Origin of the sequence: Dolichospermum planctonicum (assembly GCF_005402965.1) — a bacterium.
GTDB classification, from domain to species: domain Bacteria; phylum Cyanobacteriota; class Cyanobacteriia; order Cyanobacteriales; family Nostocaceae; genus Dolichospermum; species Dolichospermum planctonicum.
On record NZ_BJCF01000004.1, the window covers coordinates 133,727 to 149,439 of the forward strand.

The 15,713-nt window shown below is 38.1% G+C and carries 14 protein-coding genes; 6 read left to right on the forward strand and 8 right to left on the reverse strand.

All coding sequences use genetic code 11. From position 1 onward, the window contains the following. Positions 1 to 15: 15 nt before the first annotated feature. Both purL and ptsP read right to left on the reverse strand, forming a co-directional pair. Positions 16 to 2,400, reverse strand: a complete 2,385-nt coding sequence (gene purL / locus FFO06_RS03385; protein WP_137906753.1) for a phosphoribosylformylglycinamidine synthase subunit PurL — start codon at positions 2,398 to 2,400, stop codon at positions 16 to 18. Positions 2,401 to 2,504: 104 nt separating this feature from the next. Next, positions 2,505 to 5,006 (reverse strand): phosphoenolpyruvate--protein phosphotransferase, encoded by a 2,502-nt coding sequence (gene ptsP, locus FFO06_RS03390; protein WP_137906754.1) that lies wholly within the window; start codon positions 5,004 to 5,006, stop codon positions 2,505 to 2,507. A 280-nt stretch (positions 5,007 to 5,286) separates the two neighbouring features. Between ptsP and FFO06_RS03395 the strand changes: the two genes are divergently transcribed. Continuing rightward, positions 5,287 to 5,652, forward strand: coding sequence for a hypothetical protein (locus FFO06_RS03395; protein ID WP_137906755.1), 366 nt, complete (start codon positions 5,287 to 5,289; stop codon positions 5,650 to 5,652). Positions 5,653 to 5,710: 58 nt separating this feature from the next. Here FFO06_RS03395 and aroB read toward each other — a convergent pair whose 3' ends face one another. Next, on the reverse strand, positions 5,711 to 6,808 hold the full coding sequence (aroB, locus tag FFO06_RS03400) for a 3-dehydroquinate synthase (RefSeq protein ID WP_137906785.1): 1,098 nt from the start codon (positions 6,806 to 6,808) through the stop codon (positions 5,711 to 5,713). A gap of 142 nt (positions 6,809 to 6,950) precedes the next feature. Between aroB and petL the strand changes: the two genes are divergently transcribed. Further along, complete coding sequence (gene petL, locus FFO06_RS03405; protein ID WP_137906756.1) at positions 6,951 to 7,043, forward strand: cytochrome b6-f complex subunit PetL; 93 nt, start codon at positions 6,951 to 6,953, stop codon at positions 7,041 to 7,043. Positions 7,044 to 7,211: 168 nt separating this feature from the next. Here the strand turns inward: petL and FFO06_RS03410 are convergent, their stop codons facing one another. From FFO06_RS03410 to bioB, 3 genes are all read right to left on the reverse strand, one after another. After that, the gene (locus tag FFO06_RS03410; protein WP_137906757.1) at positions 7,212 to 7,889 is read right to left on the reverse strand and encodes an MAE_28990/MAE_18760 family HEPN-like nuclease; all 678 of its coding nucleotides are present in this window, start codon (positions 7,887 to 7,889) and stop codon (positions 7,212 to 7,214) included. Then, positions 7,889 to 8,971 carry a DUF262 domain-containing protein gene (locus tag FFO06_RS03415; protein ID WP_137906758.1) on the reverse strand — a complete coding sequence of 361 codons (1,083 nt, stop codon included), beginning with the start codon at positions 8,969 to 8,971 and terminating at the stop codon, positions 7,889 to 7,891. Before FFO06_RS03415 ends, FFO06_RS03410 begins: the two co-directional genes overlap by 1 nt. 130 nt (positions 8,972 to 9,101) lie before the next feature. Continuing rightward, the gene (gene bioB / locus FFO06_RS03420; RefSeq protein ID WP_190396176.1) at positions 9,102 to 10,103 is read right to left on the reverse strand and encodes a biotin synthase BioB; all 1,002 of its coding nucleotides are present in this window, start codon (positions 10,101 to 10,103) and stop codon (positions 9,102 to 9,104) included. Positions 10,104 to 10,263: 160 nt separating this feature from the next. Between bioB and FFO06_RS03425 the strand changes: the two genes are divergently transcribed. The 3 genes from FFO06_RS03425 (at position 10,264) to FFO06_RS03435 (ending at position 13,391) form a co-directional block, all read left to right on the forward strand. Next, positions 10,264 to 10,836, forward strand: coding sequence for a GNAT family N-acetyltransferase (locus FFO06_RS03425; RefSeq protein WP_137906760.1), 573 nt, complete (start codon positions 10,264 to 10,266; stop codon positions 10,834 to 10,836). Between the two features lie 46 nt (positions 10,837 to 10,882). Next, on the forward strand, positions 10,883 to 11,734 hold the full coding sequence (locus tag FFO06_RS03430; protein ID WP_137906761.1) for a DUF6671 family protein: 852 nt from the start codon (positions 10,883 to 10,885) through the stop codon (positions 11,732 to 11,734). A gap of 199 nt (positions 11,735 to 11,933) precedes the next feature. Further along, positions 11,934 to 13,391 carry a protein adenylyltransferase SelO gene (locus FFO06_RS03435; RefSeq protein ID WP_137906762.1) on the forward strand — a complete coding sequence of 486 codons (1,458 nt, stop codon included), beginning with the start codon at positions 11,934 to 11,936 and terminating at the stop codon, positions 13,389 to 13,391. Between the two features lie 147 nt (positions 13,392 to 13,538). Here FFO06_RS03435 and FFO06_RS03440 read toward each other — a convergent pair whose 3' ends face one another. Beyond that, positions 13,539 to 14,579, reverse strand: a complete 1,041-nt coding sequence (locus FFO06_RS03440; RefSeq protein WP_137906763.1) for a glycerate kinase — start codon at positions 14,577 to 14,579, stop codon at positions 13,539 to 13,541. A gap of 4 nt (positions 14,580 to 14,583) precedes the next feature. Further along, the gene (locus tag FFO06_RS03445; protein WP_137906764.1) at positions 14,584 to 14,916 is read right to left on the reverse strand and encodes a DUF565 domain-containing protein; all 333 of its coding nucleotides are present in this window, start codon (positions 14,914 to 14,916) and stop codon (positions 14,584 to 14,586) included. Positions 14,917 to 15,084: 168 nt separating this feature from the next. Between FFO06_RS03445 and FFO06_RS03450 the strand changes: the two genes are divergently transcribed. Next, a complete protein-coding gene (locus FFO06_RS03450) occupies positions 15,085 to 15,705 on the forward strand; it encodes a hypothetical protein (protein ID WP_137906765.1) in 621 nt (206 codons plus the stop codon). The last annotated feature ends 8 nt before the right edge of the window (positions 15,706 to 15,713 follow it).

Genomic DNA, 15,713 nt, shown 5'->3' on the forward strand with positions numbered 1-15,713 from the left:
GATTTTTGCCCTGGTCTAGGTGTTATTCTGAACTCCCAGACGTTTAGAGATTGCCCCATAATAGCGATCGCGCATATCTTCAATACTAACCTGGACTAACTTATGGTTATCTGCGGTTAAAATTTGCAAATTGCCAGAATTAACTACTTTACCGAGTTTTTGCCAATATTCCCCCAAATGCTCCTGTAAATAAGATTCCCAAATTTCTTGATTTTCGTCACTGACAGAAACTAAAATTCTGGACCCACCTTCACCGAATAGGACTTCATCAAATCGTAAATCATGATTTGTCGTGATTGGGAAATTAATTTCCGCCCCCAAATTCCCAGAAAGACAAGATTCCGCTATTGCAACAGCCAAACCACCCTCAGCGGTATCATGGGCGGATTTTACCCAAAGGGCGCGAATACCATGACGACAAGCCTTTTGTACACACCGTTCTAACTCAAAATCAACTCTAGGCGGCCTACCTGCAATTGTATGATGAATCGTGGCCAAATATTCAGAAGCGCCTAATTCGATTTTAGATTTTAGATTTTGGATTTTGGATTGAATAGGTAAACCAAGCAGATAAATTATATCACCTGGATTTTGCCAAGCTTGTCCGCAAATTTTAGTCAAGTCTTCAATTAAACCCACCATACCCACAACCGGAGTCGGGTAAATTGGTTGAGGATTACCCTCCGCGTCAAAAGTTTCATTATATAGGGACACATTCCCTCCAGTTACTGGCGTTCCCAACTCCCGACAACCTTCACTCAAGCCTTCACAAGCGGACGCTAATTGCCAATAACCAATGGGGTTTTCTGGACTACCAAAATTGAGGTTATCCGTCACAGCCAGGGGTTCAGCACCCACACAGCTAAGATTCCGGGCAGCTTCTGCTACTACTGCCTTAGCTCCTTCATAAGGATCAAGATAGACATAGCGAGAATTACAGTCTACCGTAGCCGCAACAGCAAAGTTGCGATTTTGGATTTCAGATTTCGGATTTTGAATTTCTACTAAGGGACGAAGACGAACTACAGCAGCATCAGCCCCTCCTGGTAATAATACTGTGTTATTTTGAACTTGATGATCATATTGGCGATAAACCCAGCTTTTAGAAGCAATAGTAGGAGTATCTAACAAAGTCAATAAAATATGATTCCAACTTTGCCAATTTCTGCCAATTTCAATTCCTGTCACATCACAAGCGGGTAAATTATCTTTTGTCCATTGCCAAGCCTTGTAAGCATACTCTGGTGCTTCTGTCAATAATTCTCTTTCATATAAAGGTGTATTTTCCGCTAAAGCCTCAGCGGTAATTTCGGCGGCAATTTTCCCCTCAAACCAAATCCTGACAATGGGTTCAGCAATTACCGTACCTGCAACTACCGCTTGTAGTCCCCAACGGTGGAAAATAGCGATTAATTCCTGTTCTCGTCCTTTTTCGGCGACAAATAACATTCTTTCTTGAGATTCCGACAGCAGATATTCATAGGGTATCATTCCTGACTCCCGCACCGGAATTTTATCTAAATCAAATTCAATACCGACACCACCTTTAGCGGCCATTTCCGAAGTTGAACAAGTGATACCCGCAGCACCCATATCCTGCGCTGCTACTACAGCCCCAGTTTTAAATGCTTCTAAACAAGCTTCAATTAAGGATTTTTCTAAAAATGGATCTCCCACTTGCACCGCAGGACGATTATCCATGGACTCCTCGGTTAATTCCGCACTAGCAAAACTTGCCCCGCCCATACCGTCCCGTCCGGTGGTTGAACCCACATACAGCACCGGATTTCCCAGTCCTGAAGCCCCTGATTTGACAATTTCCGACGTTTCCATCAAACCCAGAGCCATGACGTTAACTAGGGGATTTCCAGAGTAAGCGGGGTCAAAATACACTTCACCACCCACTGTGGGAACACCAACACAGTTACCATAATGACTTATGCCCGCAACTACGCCTGTAAACAATCTTTGAGTTTTCGGGTCATTCAAGTCACCAAAGCGCAAAGAATTTAATAAAGCAATAGGACGCGCCCCCATTGTAAATATATCTCTTAGTATCCCACCTACTCCAGTAGCAGCACCTTGAAATGGTTCAACAGCGGAAGGGTGGTTATGGGATTCTATTTTAAACGCTAATTGTAGTCCATCGCCAATATCCACGACTCCGGCATTTTCACCAGGTCCAACGAGAATACGCGGTCCTGTGGTGGGAAACTGTTTGAGTAAGGGACGGGAATTTTTATAACAGCAATGTTCAGACCACATGACCCCGAACATACCCAGTTCGGCTTTGTTAGGGTGACGACCTAAACGACGGACGATTTCTGTATATTCTTCTGGTTTTATGCCTTCTGAGGCAATTTCTTGGGGAGAAAAGGGATTTTCGGAGGTGGTGGTCATGGTAGTTATACACCAAGAGGACAGAGGAATATTTTATAGCAACATAACGCATAATTCAGGACTGCTATATAAATTCTAGCAAAGCTAGACATTTAATTCTGAGGCTAACTGAGGCTAACTCTGACACTGGTTGCAGAATCTTGTTTTAATGCAACCAAGGCCATGGCTTGTGCTTGTGTCATAGTTAGCTTAGTAATCTCTTGTTTCAGTGTTGCTACTGATTGGGGATTGACACTCAACTCATCTAAACCCAAACCTAATAAAATTGGTGTAATTAAAGTCTCTGCGGCCACTTCTCCACATAATCCTACCCAAATATTTGCTGCATGGGCAGCTTGTACGGTTTGCTGAATCATGCGTAATACCGCAGGTTGTAAAGCATCGGCTAAATTTGCTACTCTGGGATTATTCCGATCACAGGCCATGACATACTGACTCAAATCATTAGTCCCAATACTAAAAAATTGTACTTCCTTAGCTAACTGATCAGCAATCGCTACGGCTGCGGGTGTCTCAATCATAATTCCCAGTTGCATATTTTCATCAAAGGGAATTTCTTCTTGACGCAATTCTCCCTGTACTTGGGCTAAAATTACCTTGGCTGCCCTAACTTCTGCTAGACTGGTAATCATCGGCAACATAATTTTGAGATTATTCCCAGCACTAGCGCGTAAAATTGCCCTTAAGTGAGTTTTAAATAACTGAGGATTTTCCAAACAGAAGCGAATACCGCGCACTCCTAAAAAAGGATTCGCTTCTGTCATTCCCGTATTCATATAAGCCAGTGGTTTATCTCCACCCACGTCAAGGGTGCGTATAATTAAAGGGCGATTTTCCAGAATTTTGGAAATAGACTGATATACTGTTAATTGCTCCTCTTCTCCGGGTAAACTATCACCATTGAAGTATAAAAATTCAGTTCTTAGTAGTCCTACACCTTCTGCTCCGTTGACAATTGCTACTTTAGTATCAGCAATACTACTTATATTAGCTAAGACTGTAATCCGCCGCCCGTCCAGGGTAATAGCTGGTTTTCGCGCCTGTTTTCGCGCTTCCTCCTGGGCGGTTTGCCAAGCTTGACGTTTCGCTTCTAAAATGCCTAAAATCCCTGCTGCTGGGTTAATCCAAGCTTTACCACTTTCCCCGTCCAGTGCCATTAGAGTCCCATTTTCCACCTTTAATATTTTTGCGTCTACACCCAAAACCGTGGGAATTCCCAAAGTCCGCGCAATAATAGCACTGTGGGAAGTCGCACTACCTAAAGTTGTACAAATACCTATAACTTGAGTAGGATCTAATCTAGCAGTATCGGAGGGAGTTAAATCTGTAGCCAGAACTATAGATGGTGTGGTTATTTCCAAGTTAGCAGGAGCATTACCAAGTAAGATTCGCAACACACGCTTCCCTATATCTACTAGATCAGCCACCCGTTCTTGCAAGTAAGTATCCTCAAGTTGATCATAAGAATTTGCTACTTCATCCACTACCGCTTGCCAAGCTGCTTCTGCATTAATATGTTTCTCGAAAATCTGTTTACGTACCGATTCTAATAGTACAGGATCTTCTAAAAATAGGAGATGGGCATCAAAAATCGCTGCTTCCGCATCACCAAGCAAATAAGCATGAGATAATAACGCTTGAACTTCTTGTTTAGCTACTTGTATAGATGCTTGTAATCTATGCCACTCTATTTCTACGTTCTCTACATTATATTGCGTAATATGAATGGGTACAGACCCGTAGTGAACTACCGGAGCGATCGCTATTCCTGGTGAAGCAGCAATTCCCAGTAGTTCACCTTCTGTCACTGCTGTAACTTCCTTGGGTGTCACTATTCGCATTTTAACAACACTATCATCTTCTCCAAAATTATTGACAATTAATGCTTTTAATGCTGTTAATGCTGCTTGAGCATCTGTACCAGTAGCGGTAATTAATAATTCATGGCCTTGACGCGCCCCTAAAGTAGCAACTTGGTTAATACTATCACTGCGAACCGCTGCTGTACCCCTTGTTAAATTTTGTACCTGAATTTGGGATTTATAGCGGGATGCAGTCGCTACAAATTGCGCTGCTGGACGGGCGTGTAAGCCTAAGCGGTTCTTAATAGTCAGTCTCATTTCCTGAGAATTTTCGTCACTGACACTCCCTGTCTGCACTAAAGGACAAGTGTGGGGCTTGAGATGATCCTGAACACCTAACATTGTAGCTTTCGCTGATAATGCTCCCTGGGCTTCAGCGATAACTTCCTGAATATTGTTACCAGCAGCGGCCGAAACAGCCGCCGCTAGAGTTCCTTCTACTAAAGGTGCTGAACATAAATATACTTTGGCTCGTTGTTCTGGAGATAGAAACTCTAAGGCCATTTCTGCACTCATCACTGCGCTACCTAAATCCATCAATACTAAAACACCATGATCTGAAAAGACAGAATTGATAGCTTGACATACCTGCATCACATCTGTACCCAGCGGATTCTCGGAATCTTCAATTCCTGCTGCAATAGCTATGGGAACTCTTTCATCAACCATTTGCACAGCAAGTTCCCGCACTCCCAGTGCTAATTGTTGACTATGAGAAACTATAACTAGTGATATAATGCTCATATTGTGTTGACGGATAACTACTTAAATATTAATAAATTAATGATTGTTTAGATTTGAGCTTTTCCGGGCAAAATACTGATATTTTCTAACTTAGATGAGTGATATTTTTAAACGTGGCTAAATACAATATTTATTATATTTAAGTCCATTTTTTAGACATCTATTCTCATTCTATCAACTTAGCGATTCAATGTCAAAACTAAGATATAGTAATTAATAACCAAGTTCTCGGAAAAGATAAATTGGTTTATTCCCTCAATTATAAGATTTTTAAAAGTACATGAACAAAAGATTTATTTTAACCTTGATTTCTAGCCCCGTCTTGTTCACATCCATGCTATCTATGGTGGTGATGGCTAGACCTGCTCATGCTAATCAGGTATCTGATACTACTGGTACTCATCTATCTTGTGTCATGTCTCCCCATTCTGCAACTCCAAAACAGGTATGTATACAAGTTAGTAATACTCCTCCCTCTGTTGCCAAAGAACCTGTCCAAATAGCACAAGCGCAAACAAATAACCCCAAAGAATTAGAATTTTCTGATGCCGAAAGTGATCTGGCGATCAAGTTATTTGGCTGTGATTGTCCAGTTTGTATCAATGCTGCTCGTCAATTAGACGGTTTAGCTCCTTTACCAGTTTAATACCAGTTTAATAGGTGACAGGGTAATTGGGAAAAATTTACCCATTACCCATTACCCATTACCCCTTATTTCCTAACAATACTTCTCTAATTATTTCCGTTGGTACTTCGTCAGTAACTTTCACTGCACCAATTTGGGTAGGTAGTACAAACCGGACTTTACCAGATTTAACTTTTTTATCTAACTGTAAAGCATCAATAATTGCTTCAACATCTAAACCTGTGGGTATTTGGGTGGGTAAACCTGCTTTTTTAATTAAGGCCTTTTGACATTCTGTGTCTGTTTGTGGCCAAAGTCCTAATTTGACAGCAATTTCTCCCGCTGCTACCATACCAATACCTACAGCTTCACCGTGTTTTAACAGACGATACTCAGTTAAGCTTTCCACAGCATGACCGATAGTATGACCATAATTCAAAATTGCCCTCAGTCCAGATTCTTTTTCGTCTTTGCTGACCACATCTGCCTTTGCTTGACAGGAATGAGTTAATATGCTGTTTATCAGGTCGGATTTTACATAGCGGAGTTGGTCAAGGTGTTTGCTTGCTGCTAATTGAGTAAACAATTCGGTATCCCAAATGATCCCATATTTGATCACCTCTGCCATTCCTGCTCGAAATTCCCTAGCTGGGAGGGTTTTTAACACTTCTGGGTCAATTAAGACTAAACTAGGTTGATGGAATGCACCAATCAAATTTTTACCGTGGGGATGATTTACACCAGTTTTTCCACCAATAGCTGAATCTACCATAGCCAGAAGACTGGTAGGGACTTGCACAACGTTGATTCCTCTCAGCCATGTAGCGGCTGCAAAGCCTGTCATATCACCAATAACACCTCCCCCCAAGGCCACCATGGTTGAGGAGCGTTCTAGGCGATTTTCCAGGGCGATATCGTAGAGTTTTTGAATGGAGTTGAGGGTTTTGTAACGTTCTCCAGGGGGTAGGTTGTAGCTAACAACTTGAAAACCGGCATTTTCTAAAGATGCGATCGCTCTTGGTCCATAATGTTTAAATATGATCGGGTTAGAAACTAGCAATACTTTCTTACCTAGTTTCAAACCGGCCATTTGTTCACCTAGTTGATTTAAACTCCCGGGTGCAATGGTAATATCATAGGATTTTTCTGGTATATCTACTTTAATTACAGATTTAATTACAGAACTCATTCCCTGACCCTAATATAATCACTCGTCTGGGTATTTTACCCCAATTTGATCACCTCTTTTCTATTCCCTGTTCCCTTTCATAATTATTGATGATTGAATAGAAATAAGTAACTAATGTGGAGAAAAACAAATGGCTGTAGTTGAATATGTTGTCTTTTTAGGCGTGTTTATGGGTGTAGCTGTTGGCTTGCTATTTGGTCTACGCGGCGCTAAGATACTGTAACCCGAAAACTAGACGCTAATTAAACCCACATAAAGTGGGTTTAGTCTATATTTAAAGTATATTAATTTGTGTAATTGCTTTTAGTAACATTTTTAAATCTCAGATTATTAATATTTATTATTTGTATCTTTTAAGACTTTTATTATAATACATAATTTCAGATATTTACTATTTGAGATAGGACTTTTCTATAAACCCAGTTTTAATTCTCTCAAACACTAAATCCATAAGTTTATCAACTACTTTAATTGCTCTTTCTAAGTCTTCTCTTGTTACAAGAATAGCGCCTTCTTGCCCATGAGCAATTGTATTTCTTTTGTCGAGCAGGAATTTATCGAGTTCTTTTACTAAGGAATAACCAGATCCAGGTTCTGGATATTCTGGAATCTTTTCTATATTAAAATCACTTAAGATTCTATTTAATACATCAAAACGAACATTGCTTTCTGTATTGAACTTCTTGGGATCAATTTCCAAGTGATTAGTTTTATAAAACATTCCCAATTTATTGAAAAAATTCACTTTTTTATGAAATTTATCTGCATCTGGATATTGTTTAAATTGCGGAAATGTAGATTCGATATGATAGATGAGAATAGGATTGCAAACATCATCAATACTAAGTTCTAATTTATTTAACTCTTGAACATATGTTTTAAAAGCAGTTTGAATAAAACCTTCCCAAATAGAATAAATTATTGGGATTGAGTGGTAAAGAAATAATTCTTCATCTCTTTGTGAAAATCCGTATCTGACATAGAGCAATCTTAACCGTGACATTAATTCTCTTCTTTCCTCAATGTCTGACATTATTTTTTGTTCTAAAAGAGTAATCTGATTAGTCATTATTTATTGATGTTTCCAAATATTCTCTTTGCTTCTGTCAGACGATTGATAATTCTGTCTTTTTGATTATTTCCTCCTCTTCTAGACAACTTGGTTAAAATTGTATCTTTACGTACTTCTTTATCTATTTTATTTAAGATCACTTCTGATGGTTGAGATTTGTAATCATCATAGTTTTCTGCCACACCTATTGTAATAACATCATAAAGGGCAGTGGCAAAATTGCCGTCATCCTGACGAAAAATCTTTCTTCCTAAAGGTTTAAGTAATGCAAATACTTGAGTAAATATTTTTTTGTATCCGTCATAATCAAAACTTTCATTTTCTAAAGCATCTTTCATAAATTTAGTCATGTGTTGTGAAATACTGGTGCGGACTTTTTTGAGATTGTTGTAAAGAGAAATAAATCTCAAAGCCAATTCTTCATCATATAATTGCTCATATTGCTCATGACTTAAAGCGATTAATGTCCGAAAATCTTGATTAGCTGCAAGTTCTTTAAGAAAATCATTAAACTTGGGTGAAATATCTCTATAAATACAATTCCGAATCTCCTGAGTAGTTAAAGGAGAACCACCTGTATTCAATCTATTGAAAAGTTCAAAGCGCATATCATATTTACTATTCCATCTCAGAATTTCAACTCTGCAAGTTGATCTTTTTATGTTTAGTCGAAATTGATTTGGTATTGTTTCATAAGTGAATCCTTCTAAAGATTCTACTCTTTCACCTTTCATCAACTCCCAATTATTTTTATTTCTAATACCTTCATCTTCACTTTTCAAAACTCCAAAAAACGAAAGTACAGTAGAAATTCTTTGGAGACCATCAACTAATTCCCATACTCCATCCCCATCTTCGGCTACAAATATTGGAGGAATGGGAATACCTAAAAGTATAGACTCAATAAAGCGTGTTCTCTGTTCTTCATCCCAACGAAAATATCTTTGAAATGCAGGTTTAATAACAATTTCTTTATCTTCATACATACGCATTATTTCCCCGAAAGATACATCAAGTCTATCGGTGTGTAATAAATTTCTCTGTTCTTCAATTTGTATTTTCAGTTGTTCAGTATCCATATTATGTAATGTTTAAAAATTTGCTGTGACTTATGGCTGTTTTTGATTATATCAATTTTTCTAAATGAAATAGAAGATAATTTAGGTCAATTGGTTGGGTGGCGCTGTCGCTTAACCCAACCTACTTTTGTTATATCATCGCTGGAGTTGGTGTTTTTTCCTGCTTTTGAAATGGGGGACGCATTTCTAAACCAAGTAAATTCAACATTTCTTGATCTGCGTCATAATCGGGACAGGGAGTGGTTACAGTCAACATTTTATGATCATCGCTGGAAAAGATGGAATTTGCACCAGCCATGAAGCATAAAGCCTGTTCTACTTGGGAAAGTCTTGCTCTACCCGCACTTAACCGCACGTCAGATTGAGGCATAATAATTCTAGCAGTCGCAATCATCCGCACTACATCCCAAATTGGGACATCGGGTTGATTTTCTAAGGGTGTACCGGGAACTTGGGAAAGAATATTGATGGGTACAGATTCGGGGTGAGGTTGTAAACTGGAGAGAGTATGTAACATTCCTACTCGATCACTAATATTTTCCCCTAAACCGAGAATACCGCCCGAACATACGGTAACATTAGTTTGGCGAACATTGGCAATTGTATTTAAGCGATCGCTATAAGTTCGGGTAGTAATTACAGTGCTGTAGTATTCCTCTGAAGTGTCAAGATTATGGTTGTAAGCATATAATCCCGCATCTTCTAAACGCTTGGCTTGGTTTTCTGTCAGCATTCCCAAGGTACAGCATACTTCTAAACCCATGCTGGTTACATCCTTGACCATATCCAGGACTTCCTCAAATTGGGAATTATCCCGGACTTGTCTCCAAGCAGCGCCCATACAAACTCGACTAACACCGCTTTCTTTGGCTGTTTTCGCAATATTCATCACTGTTTCTTTTTGTAGCAGTGCTTCGGGTTTTACCTCGGTTTTGTAGCGGGAAGATTGAGCGCAATAACCGCAATCTTCTGGACAAGCACCAGTTTTAATAGAGATAAGCTTACAAACTTGTATTTGTTCTGGTTTATGATATTGACGATGCACTGTAGCGGCTTGGTAAATTAGCTCTAGAAATGGGGTATTATATATTGTTAAAATCTCTGTCGGTTGCCAATTGTAGCGTATTTCCACTGTAATGATCCTTTTTTTAGTTGAAATTAACCAGTCTGAGCGATTATGAATCGCGGTTATACAGACAAAACCCGAATTTTCTTAGTCCGCGTAGGCGTACTTTGGTTGTGTAGTAGCGATTTCTAATCGCCTGAGAATATTTAAATTTAAATTTGAGTATATGACATCAGAGCCACCAATTTTGAGAAGCGATCGCCTATTATTAAGAATGGCGGTGATGGAAGATATTCCCTATATACTTAAATACTTTACGGAAAATAAAGAACATCTTACGCCATTTTATCCTCAATGGGATGAAAATTTTTTTACCGAAGAATATTGGGAATATCAAGTAGAAACCAGTTTTTGGGAATTTGTGAACAACTATTCATTAAAACTATTTATTTATGGCAAGCACCAGCCCAGAAAAGTAATTGGAACTGCTAATTTTAGCAACTTTGTTTATAATGCTGCTCAATTTTGTCAGTTAGGATACAGTTTAGCAGAATCAGCCCAAGGTTATGGTTACATGAAAGAAGCGCTCTCTATTGCTATTAATTATGTTTTTGAAGAATTAAATATACACCGCATTATGGCTAATTATATGCCACATAATAGCCGCAGCGGTAATGTTCTTAAAAGACTCGGTTTTGTAGTCGAAGGATATGGTAGAGATTATTTAATGATTAATGGTAAATGGGAAGATCATATTTTCACAAGTTTGACAAATCCCCACTGGCGATCAGATTTATAATACCTGAAGAAGTCGGTCATTTGCAGATAATTATGGAGAATAAATTATGTCAATTTATAATAATCGCCTGGCTATTTTAGCGACAATGCACAATAAAGAAAAAGTAATTTCTCCTTTATTGAAAGAACATTTAGGAATTAATTTGATAGTTCCTCAAGGGTTAAATACTGATGTTTTTGGAACTTTTACTAGAGAAATTAAACGTCCAGATACACAAGTTATTACTGCTAGGTTAAAAGCTAAAAAAGCCTTGGAAATGTATGATCAAAAAATAGCGATAGCTAGTGAAGGAAGTTTTACACCTCATCCCCTAATTCCCTATATTTATGCTAATCGAGAAATAATTATTTTTTTGGATCAAGAAAATGATTTAGAAATTATTGGTGAAGTATTTTCCATAGAAACTAATTTTAATCATCAAACTATCTCTAGTTTAGAAGAAGCTGAAGAATTTGGAAAAAAAGTTGGTTTTCCTGAACATGGTTTAATAATTTCATTTGATAATATATCCACAGGAAAAACAGAATTTATTAAAGGTATTACCAGCCAAGAAAACTTGATCAATTCAGTAGAAATTGCTATAAAAAACACAAGCTGTAAATTTAATATAGAAACAGATATGAGAGCAATGTATAATCCTACCAGGATGAAAAATATTGCCCTTACTACTCAAGACTTAATTAATAAAATTAATAGTTTATGTCCGCGATGTAATACTCCTGGTTTTATTATTAATCAAAAAATACCTGGACTGCCTTGTGAACTTTGTCATCAACCAACTTCATTAATTAAAGCAGTAATTTTTCAATGTCAAAAATGCAATTTTACCCAACAACAATTATTTCCTAATAATCAAGAATTTGCTGATCCTAGTTTATGTGAATATTGTAATCCTTAAAGCCTGGATTTTTTTAAGACCGCCTGGGAATAAATTCCCATTCTCATAGCCAAAGTCATCTGAAGATGACTAAAAATCCCCAGTTTACTCTAGTAAACTTTATTTATTGGCACTGAAATGAATTTCAGGGTGGGTTTGTCAGCCAATGGTAGGCGTTTTTTGTCTATTATTAAAGAAATATCAATTAAGCCTAATTATAATGACTCTGGATGAAACTCCCAATCATACCTATTCTACCAATCCTTTGCTGACCCTCAACTATGAACCAGCCTTAGAATCCCTTGGTGATGAATATTACGATCAAGTTGTAGCCGAGGAATTTCCCCAACATACTCTCCGTTGGCGTAATGACGCACTATTACCCCGGTTAGGACTTGATCCCAAATCCGTAAAAGACGAAGATTTTATTAACGCTTTTGGTAAATTTGAACAAAGAGAACCCCTGTTAGCACTACGTTATCACGGTTATCAATTTGGACAATATAACCCCCAATTAGGTGACGGTAGAGGCTTTCTTTATGGACAAGTACGGGGTATTGACGGAGAATTATACGATTTTGGCACAAAAGGCTCTGGGAGAACCCCCTACTCTCGCGGTGGTGACGGTATGTTAACACTGAAGGGGGGAGTGCGAGAAGTTCTTGCCGCTGAAGCACTTCATCGTTTAGGTGTGGGTACTTCTCGCTGTTTAAGTATGATTGAAACAGGTTTACAACTATGGCGTGGTGATGAACCCTCACCGACTCGTTCCTCTGTGATGATACGTATGAGTAAATCACATATTCGATTTGGGACTTTTGAGCGATTAAACTATTTCCAACGACCTGATTTAACTCAAAAGCTTTTAGATCATGTCATTGAGCAATATTACCCTCATTTACAGGCTGAAGATGATAAATATGCTTTATTTTACGCCGAATTAGTGCAACGGGTCGCAGAGTTAGTAGCCCAATGGATGGCAGCGGGTTTTTGTCATGCAGTGCTGAATACTGATAATATGTCAATTACCGGGGAAAGTTTTGATTATGGACCTTATGCTTTTATTCCTACCTACGATCTGCAATTTACAGCGGCATATTTCGATTATTATAGACGTTATTGTTACAGTCAACAACCGGGAATTTGCAAATTGAATTTAGAACTTTTGCAAGAACCGTTAAAAGCGATAATTTCCCAAAATGATTTAGATACTGGTTTATCTAAATTTGGTGAATATTATCAAAACGAATATCGAGCTTTGATGTTGAAGAAATTGGGTTTTGCAGATTTCCAATTAGAGGAAGCTGATGAATTTTTGCGGTTAACTATTACCTTTTTACATGATAGTCAAGTTGGTTATCATCAATTCTTTGCTGATATAGCTGCTACCTTTTCTAGTAAATGGAGAGATGATCCAGCTTTAGTAATGAATGGTTCAGAAATTATCCCCCCGTTGGGACAATCAGTAATTTTTGATAATTGGTGTTTGCTTTATCATAAAATCCTGAATCATTTTGATCTTGAACAAATGGATAAAATTGGGAAAACTTTAACCGAAACTAATCCAAAAACAGCATTATTAAGACCTGTAATTGAGTCAGTTTGGGAACAAATTACCCAAGATGATAATTGGCAACCTTTTTATGATTTAGTAGAAATACTGCAAAAAGGGAAGTAATACAAGAACCCCACCCCCAACTCCCTCCCCGCAAGCGAGGAGGGGGCTAAAATTTATCCATTCAAGTACATACCAGTATACCGATCATAAAAGAGATGTAAATATCTCCTTTCTCACTTGTGATCTCTGTGCCTGGAGTGGTTCGTTTCAAAAAGTCGGGGATCTAAACTTACCAAAACTATGATCAGCATTAATTTCAATTACTAAATCAACAGATAATGATTGAATTAAAGGATTAATGAATAATTCCGGGTGTAAAGAACGCCAAAAATAATTCACAAATTCCTCTATTTGTAATTCATTCATTCCTGATTTACCAGTAGCAATCATTTGTTTTTCCGCTTGTTTTCGCCATACTAAAGAATAACGATAATCTGTAGGATAAAGAACTATTAAACTATTCAATCTTTCCCAAAGTGGTAAATAATCTTTAAGTTGATCATTCATATCAGCAGCAAATTTTCTATCTGCATCTGTAATAATGGGTGGTGGTGCAGTTAAAAACGCTCTAGGGTGAATTGGTTTTACACCCACAAACCAACCTTCAAAGAGAACAATATCTACAGGATTTGTGATAAATTCAGGAGTAGTGCGATCGCCAACGCCCCCATAAGCAGATTTATCAAATCTAGGAACCATGACAGGACCCTTGCCTTGAGCAATTTGATCGAGTACACTTAAAGCTAGGTGAATATCGTGGGTTCCAGGCGGTCCGCGCCAAAGCAAACGAGAATCCTGTTGTATTAAGACCAAACGATCATTATAAGTTTTGTACAAGTCATCCAAGGACAAACTTAAAGTCTGGTATCCCAACTGCTGGAGAATCAAAACCAGTATTTTAGACATGGTAGTTTTACCGGTTCCTTGTGAACCTAAAATCCCTTGGATAAAAGGTTTACCTAACTGTTGACGCTGGTCTGCAATTTTGATACTCAAAGGTAGCCACAAATCCCATAGTACCTCTAACATTTTTTGGGGTTCAGTTTTTAAGGTAGTTTGACAAAACTGGCTAAAATCAGGGAAAACTAACTTCAATAAGTCCCCTCTCCTTTGCATAACTTGGGCTACATTATCAGCAGTGATATTAAATACCTTAGCTCTCAAAGGATCTGCCAATGCTGCGGCTTGTGCTAATAGTTGCCAAGACGTATCCATTGTGAAAATTTTACTTAGCCATTCACTACTCATAAAATTACGAACCCAGTTTCAAAGCTTCTAGAAATAGGCTGTAGATAAAACCAACTTTCAAATAGTTGAGTGTTTCTACCCAAAGTGCTGCCCGCGCCAACCAGGAGCGACTGTAAAATAATTTACTAAATATCTCAGTAAATACAACTAAAAATGCAGCTACTACAATGTCTAATTCTGCTTTTTGTCCAGCGGTTGTTGATACTGCTGATCCCAAAAAAAAGCCAAACAAAAAACTAATTAGTATCAATGATAACCGCCGCCAAGGATTAAGAAACCATTGACTTAGGCTTCTAGTTATGGTGTCTAACAGGTTGTTGAGACGAGTATTTTGCATGGTAGCAAAGAACAGAAAACAGGGTGAGAAAAACTAGTTTTGATGCTGTGAAATTGAATAATCTACTTTGGATAATCTAAGTAAACCCGTTTAATTACCATTGGGGATCATTGATAAACATAATCGTTTTAGGCTAGCCTTTAATTTTATTTCTAACTGTATCTGACTATGAAAGATTCCATGTATCAGTATCGTAACTTGATGATTGTTTTTTTGGCATTAGGACTAATTGGGATGATAGCAGCATGGTTAAATGTCAGCATATCTTTTGAGTCTACAAATCCAGAAACAGTATCAAAAGTTACCAGAAATACACCATCTGGAGTGACAAACACTGAAATTAATGGAGAGGAAACTAATTCAAATAGTACACCAATTCAACCAGTAGAATCGAGTAGCCAAAAAAGAGAGTCTACCGTTTTGTCTAATCAGGTTAATTCAGATACTAAAACCAAAGTACCAGGATTGCTGCGCGTGAGCAACAAAACAACTCAGCCCGTACGTTTGGTATTATTAGCCAGACAATTATCTCAAAAAAGTGCCAATATTAATAAAATCAAATCTACACCCCCCGCTCATTGGGATTTTGCACCAGAGGAGGGAAGTGAGACAGGATTAGTTGTATCCTTACCTCAAGCTAATTTAAGACTGGAGAAAGGTGACATTTTAGCAGCTTTTGCCCAAGATGGTTCTCGACACTATTGGGGACCCTATGTCGTCGGGGAAACTTCCTCCCCCCAATGGCAACCTCAAAGACAAGAATGGCAGTTGGTGTTACAAAATAGGTAATTGATCAC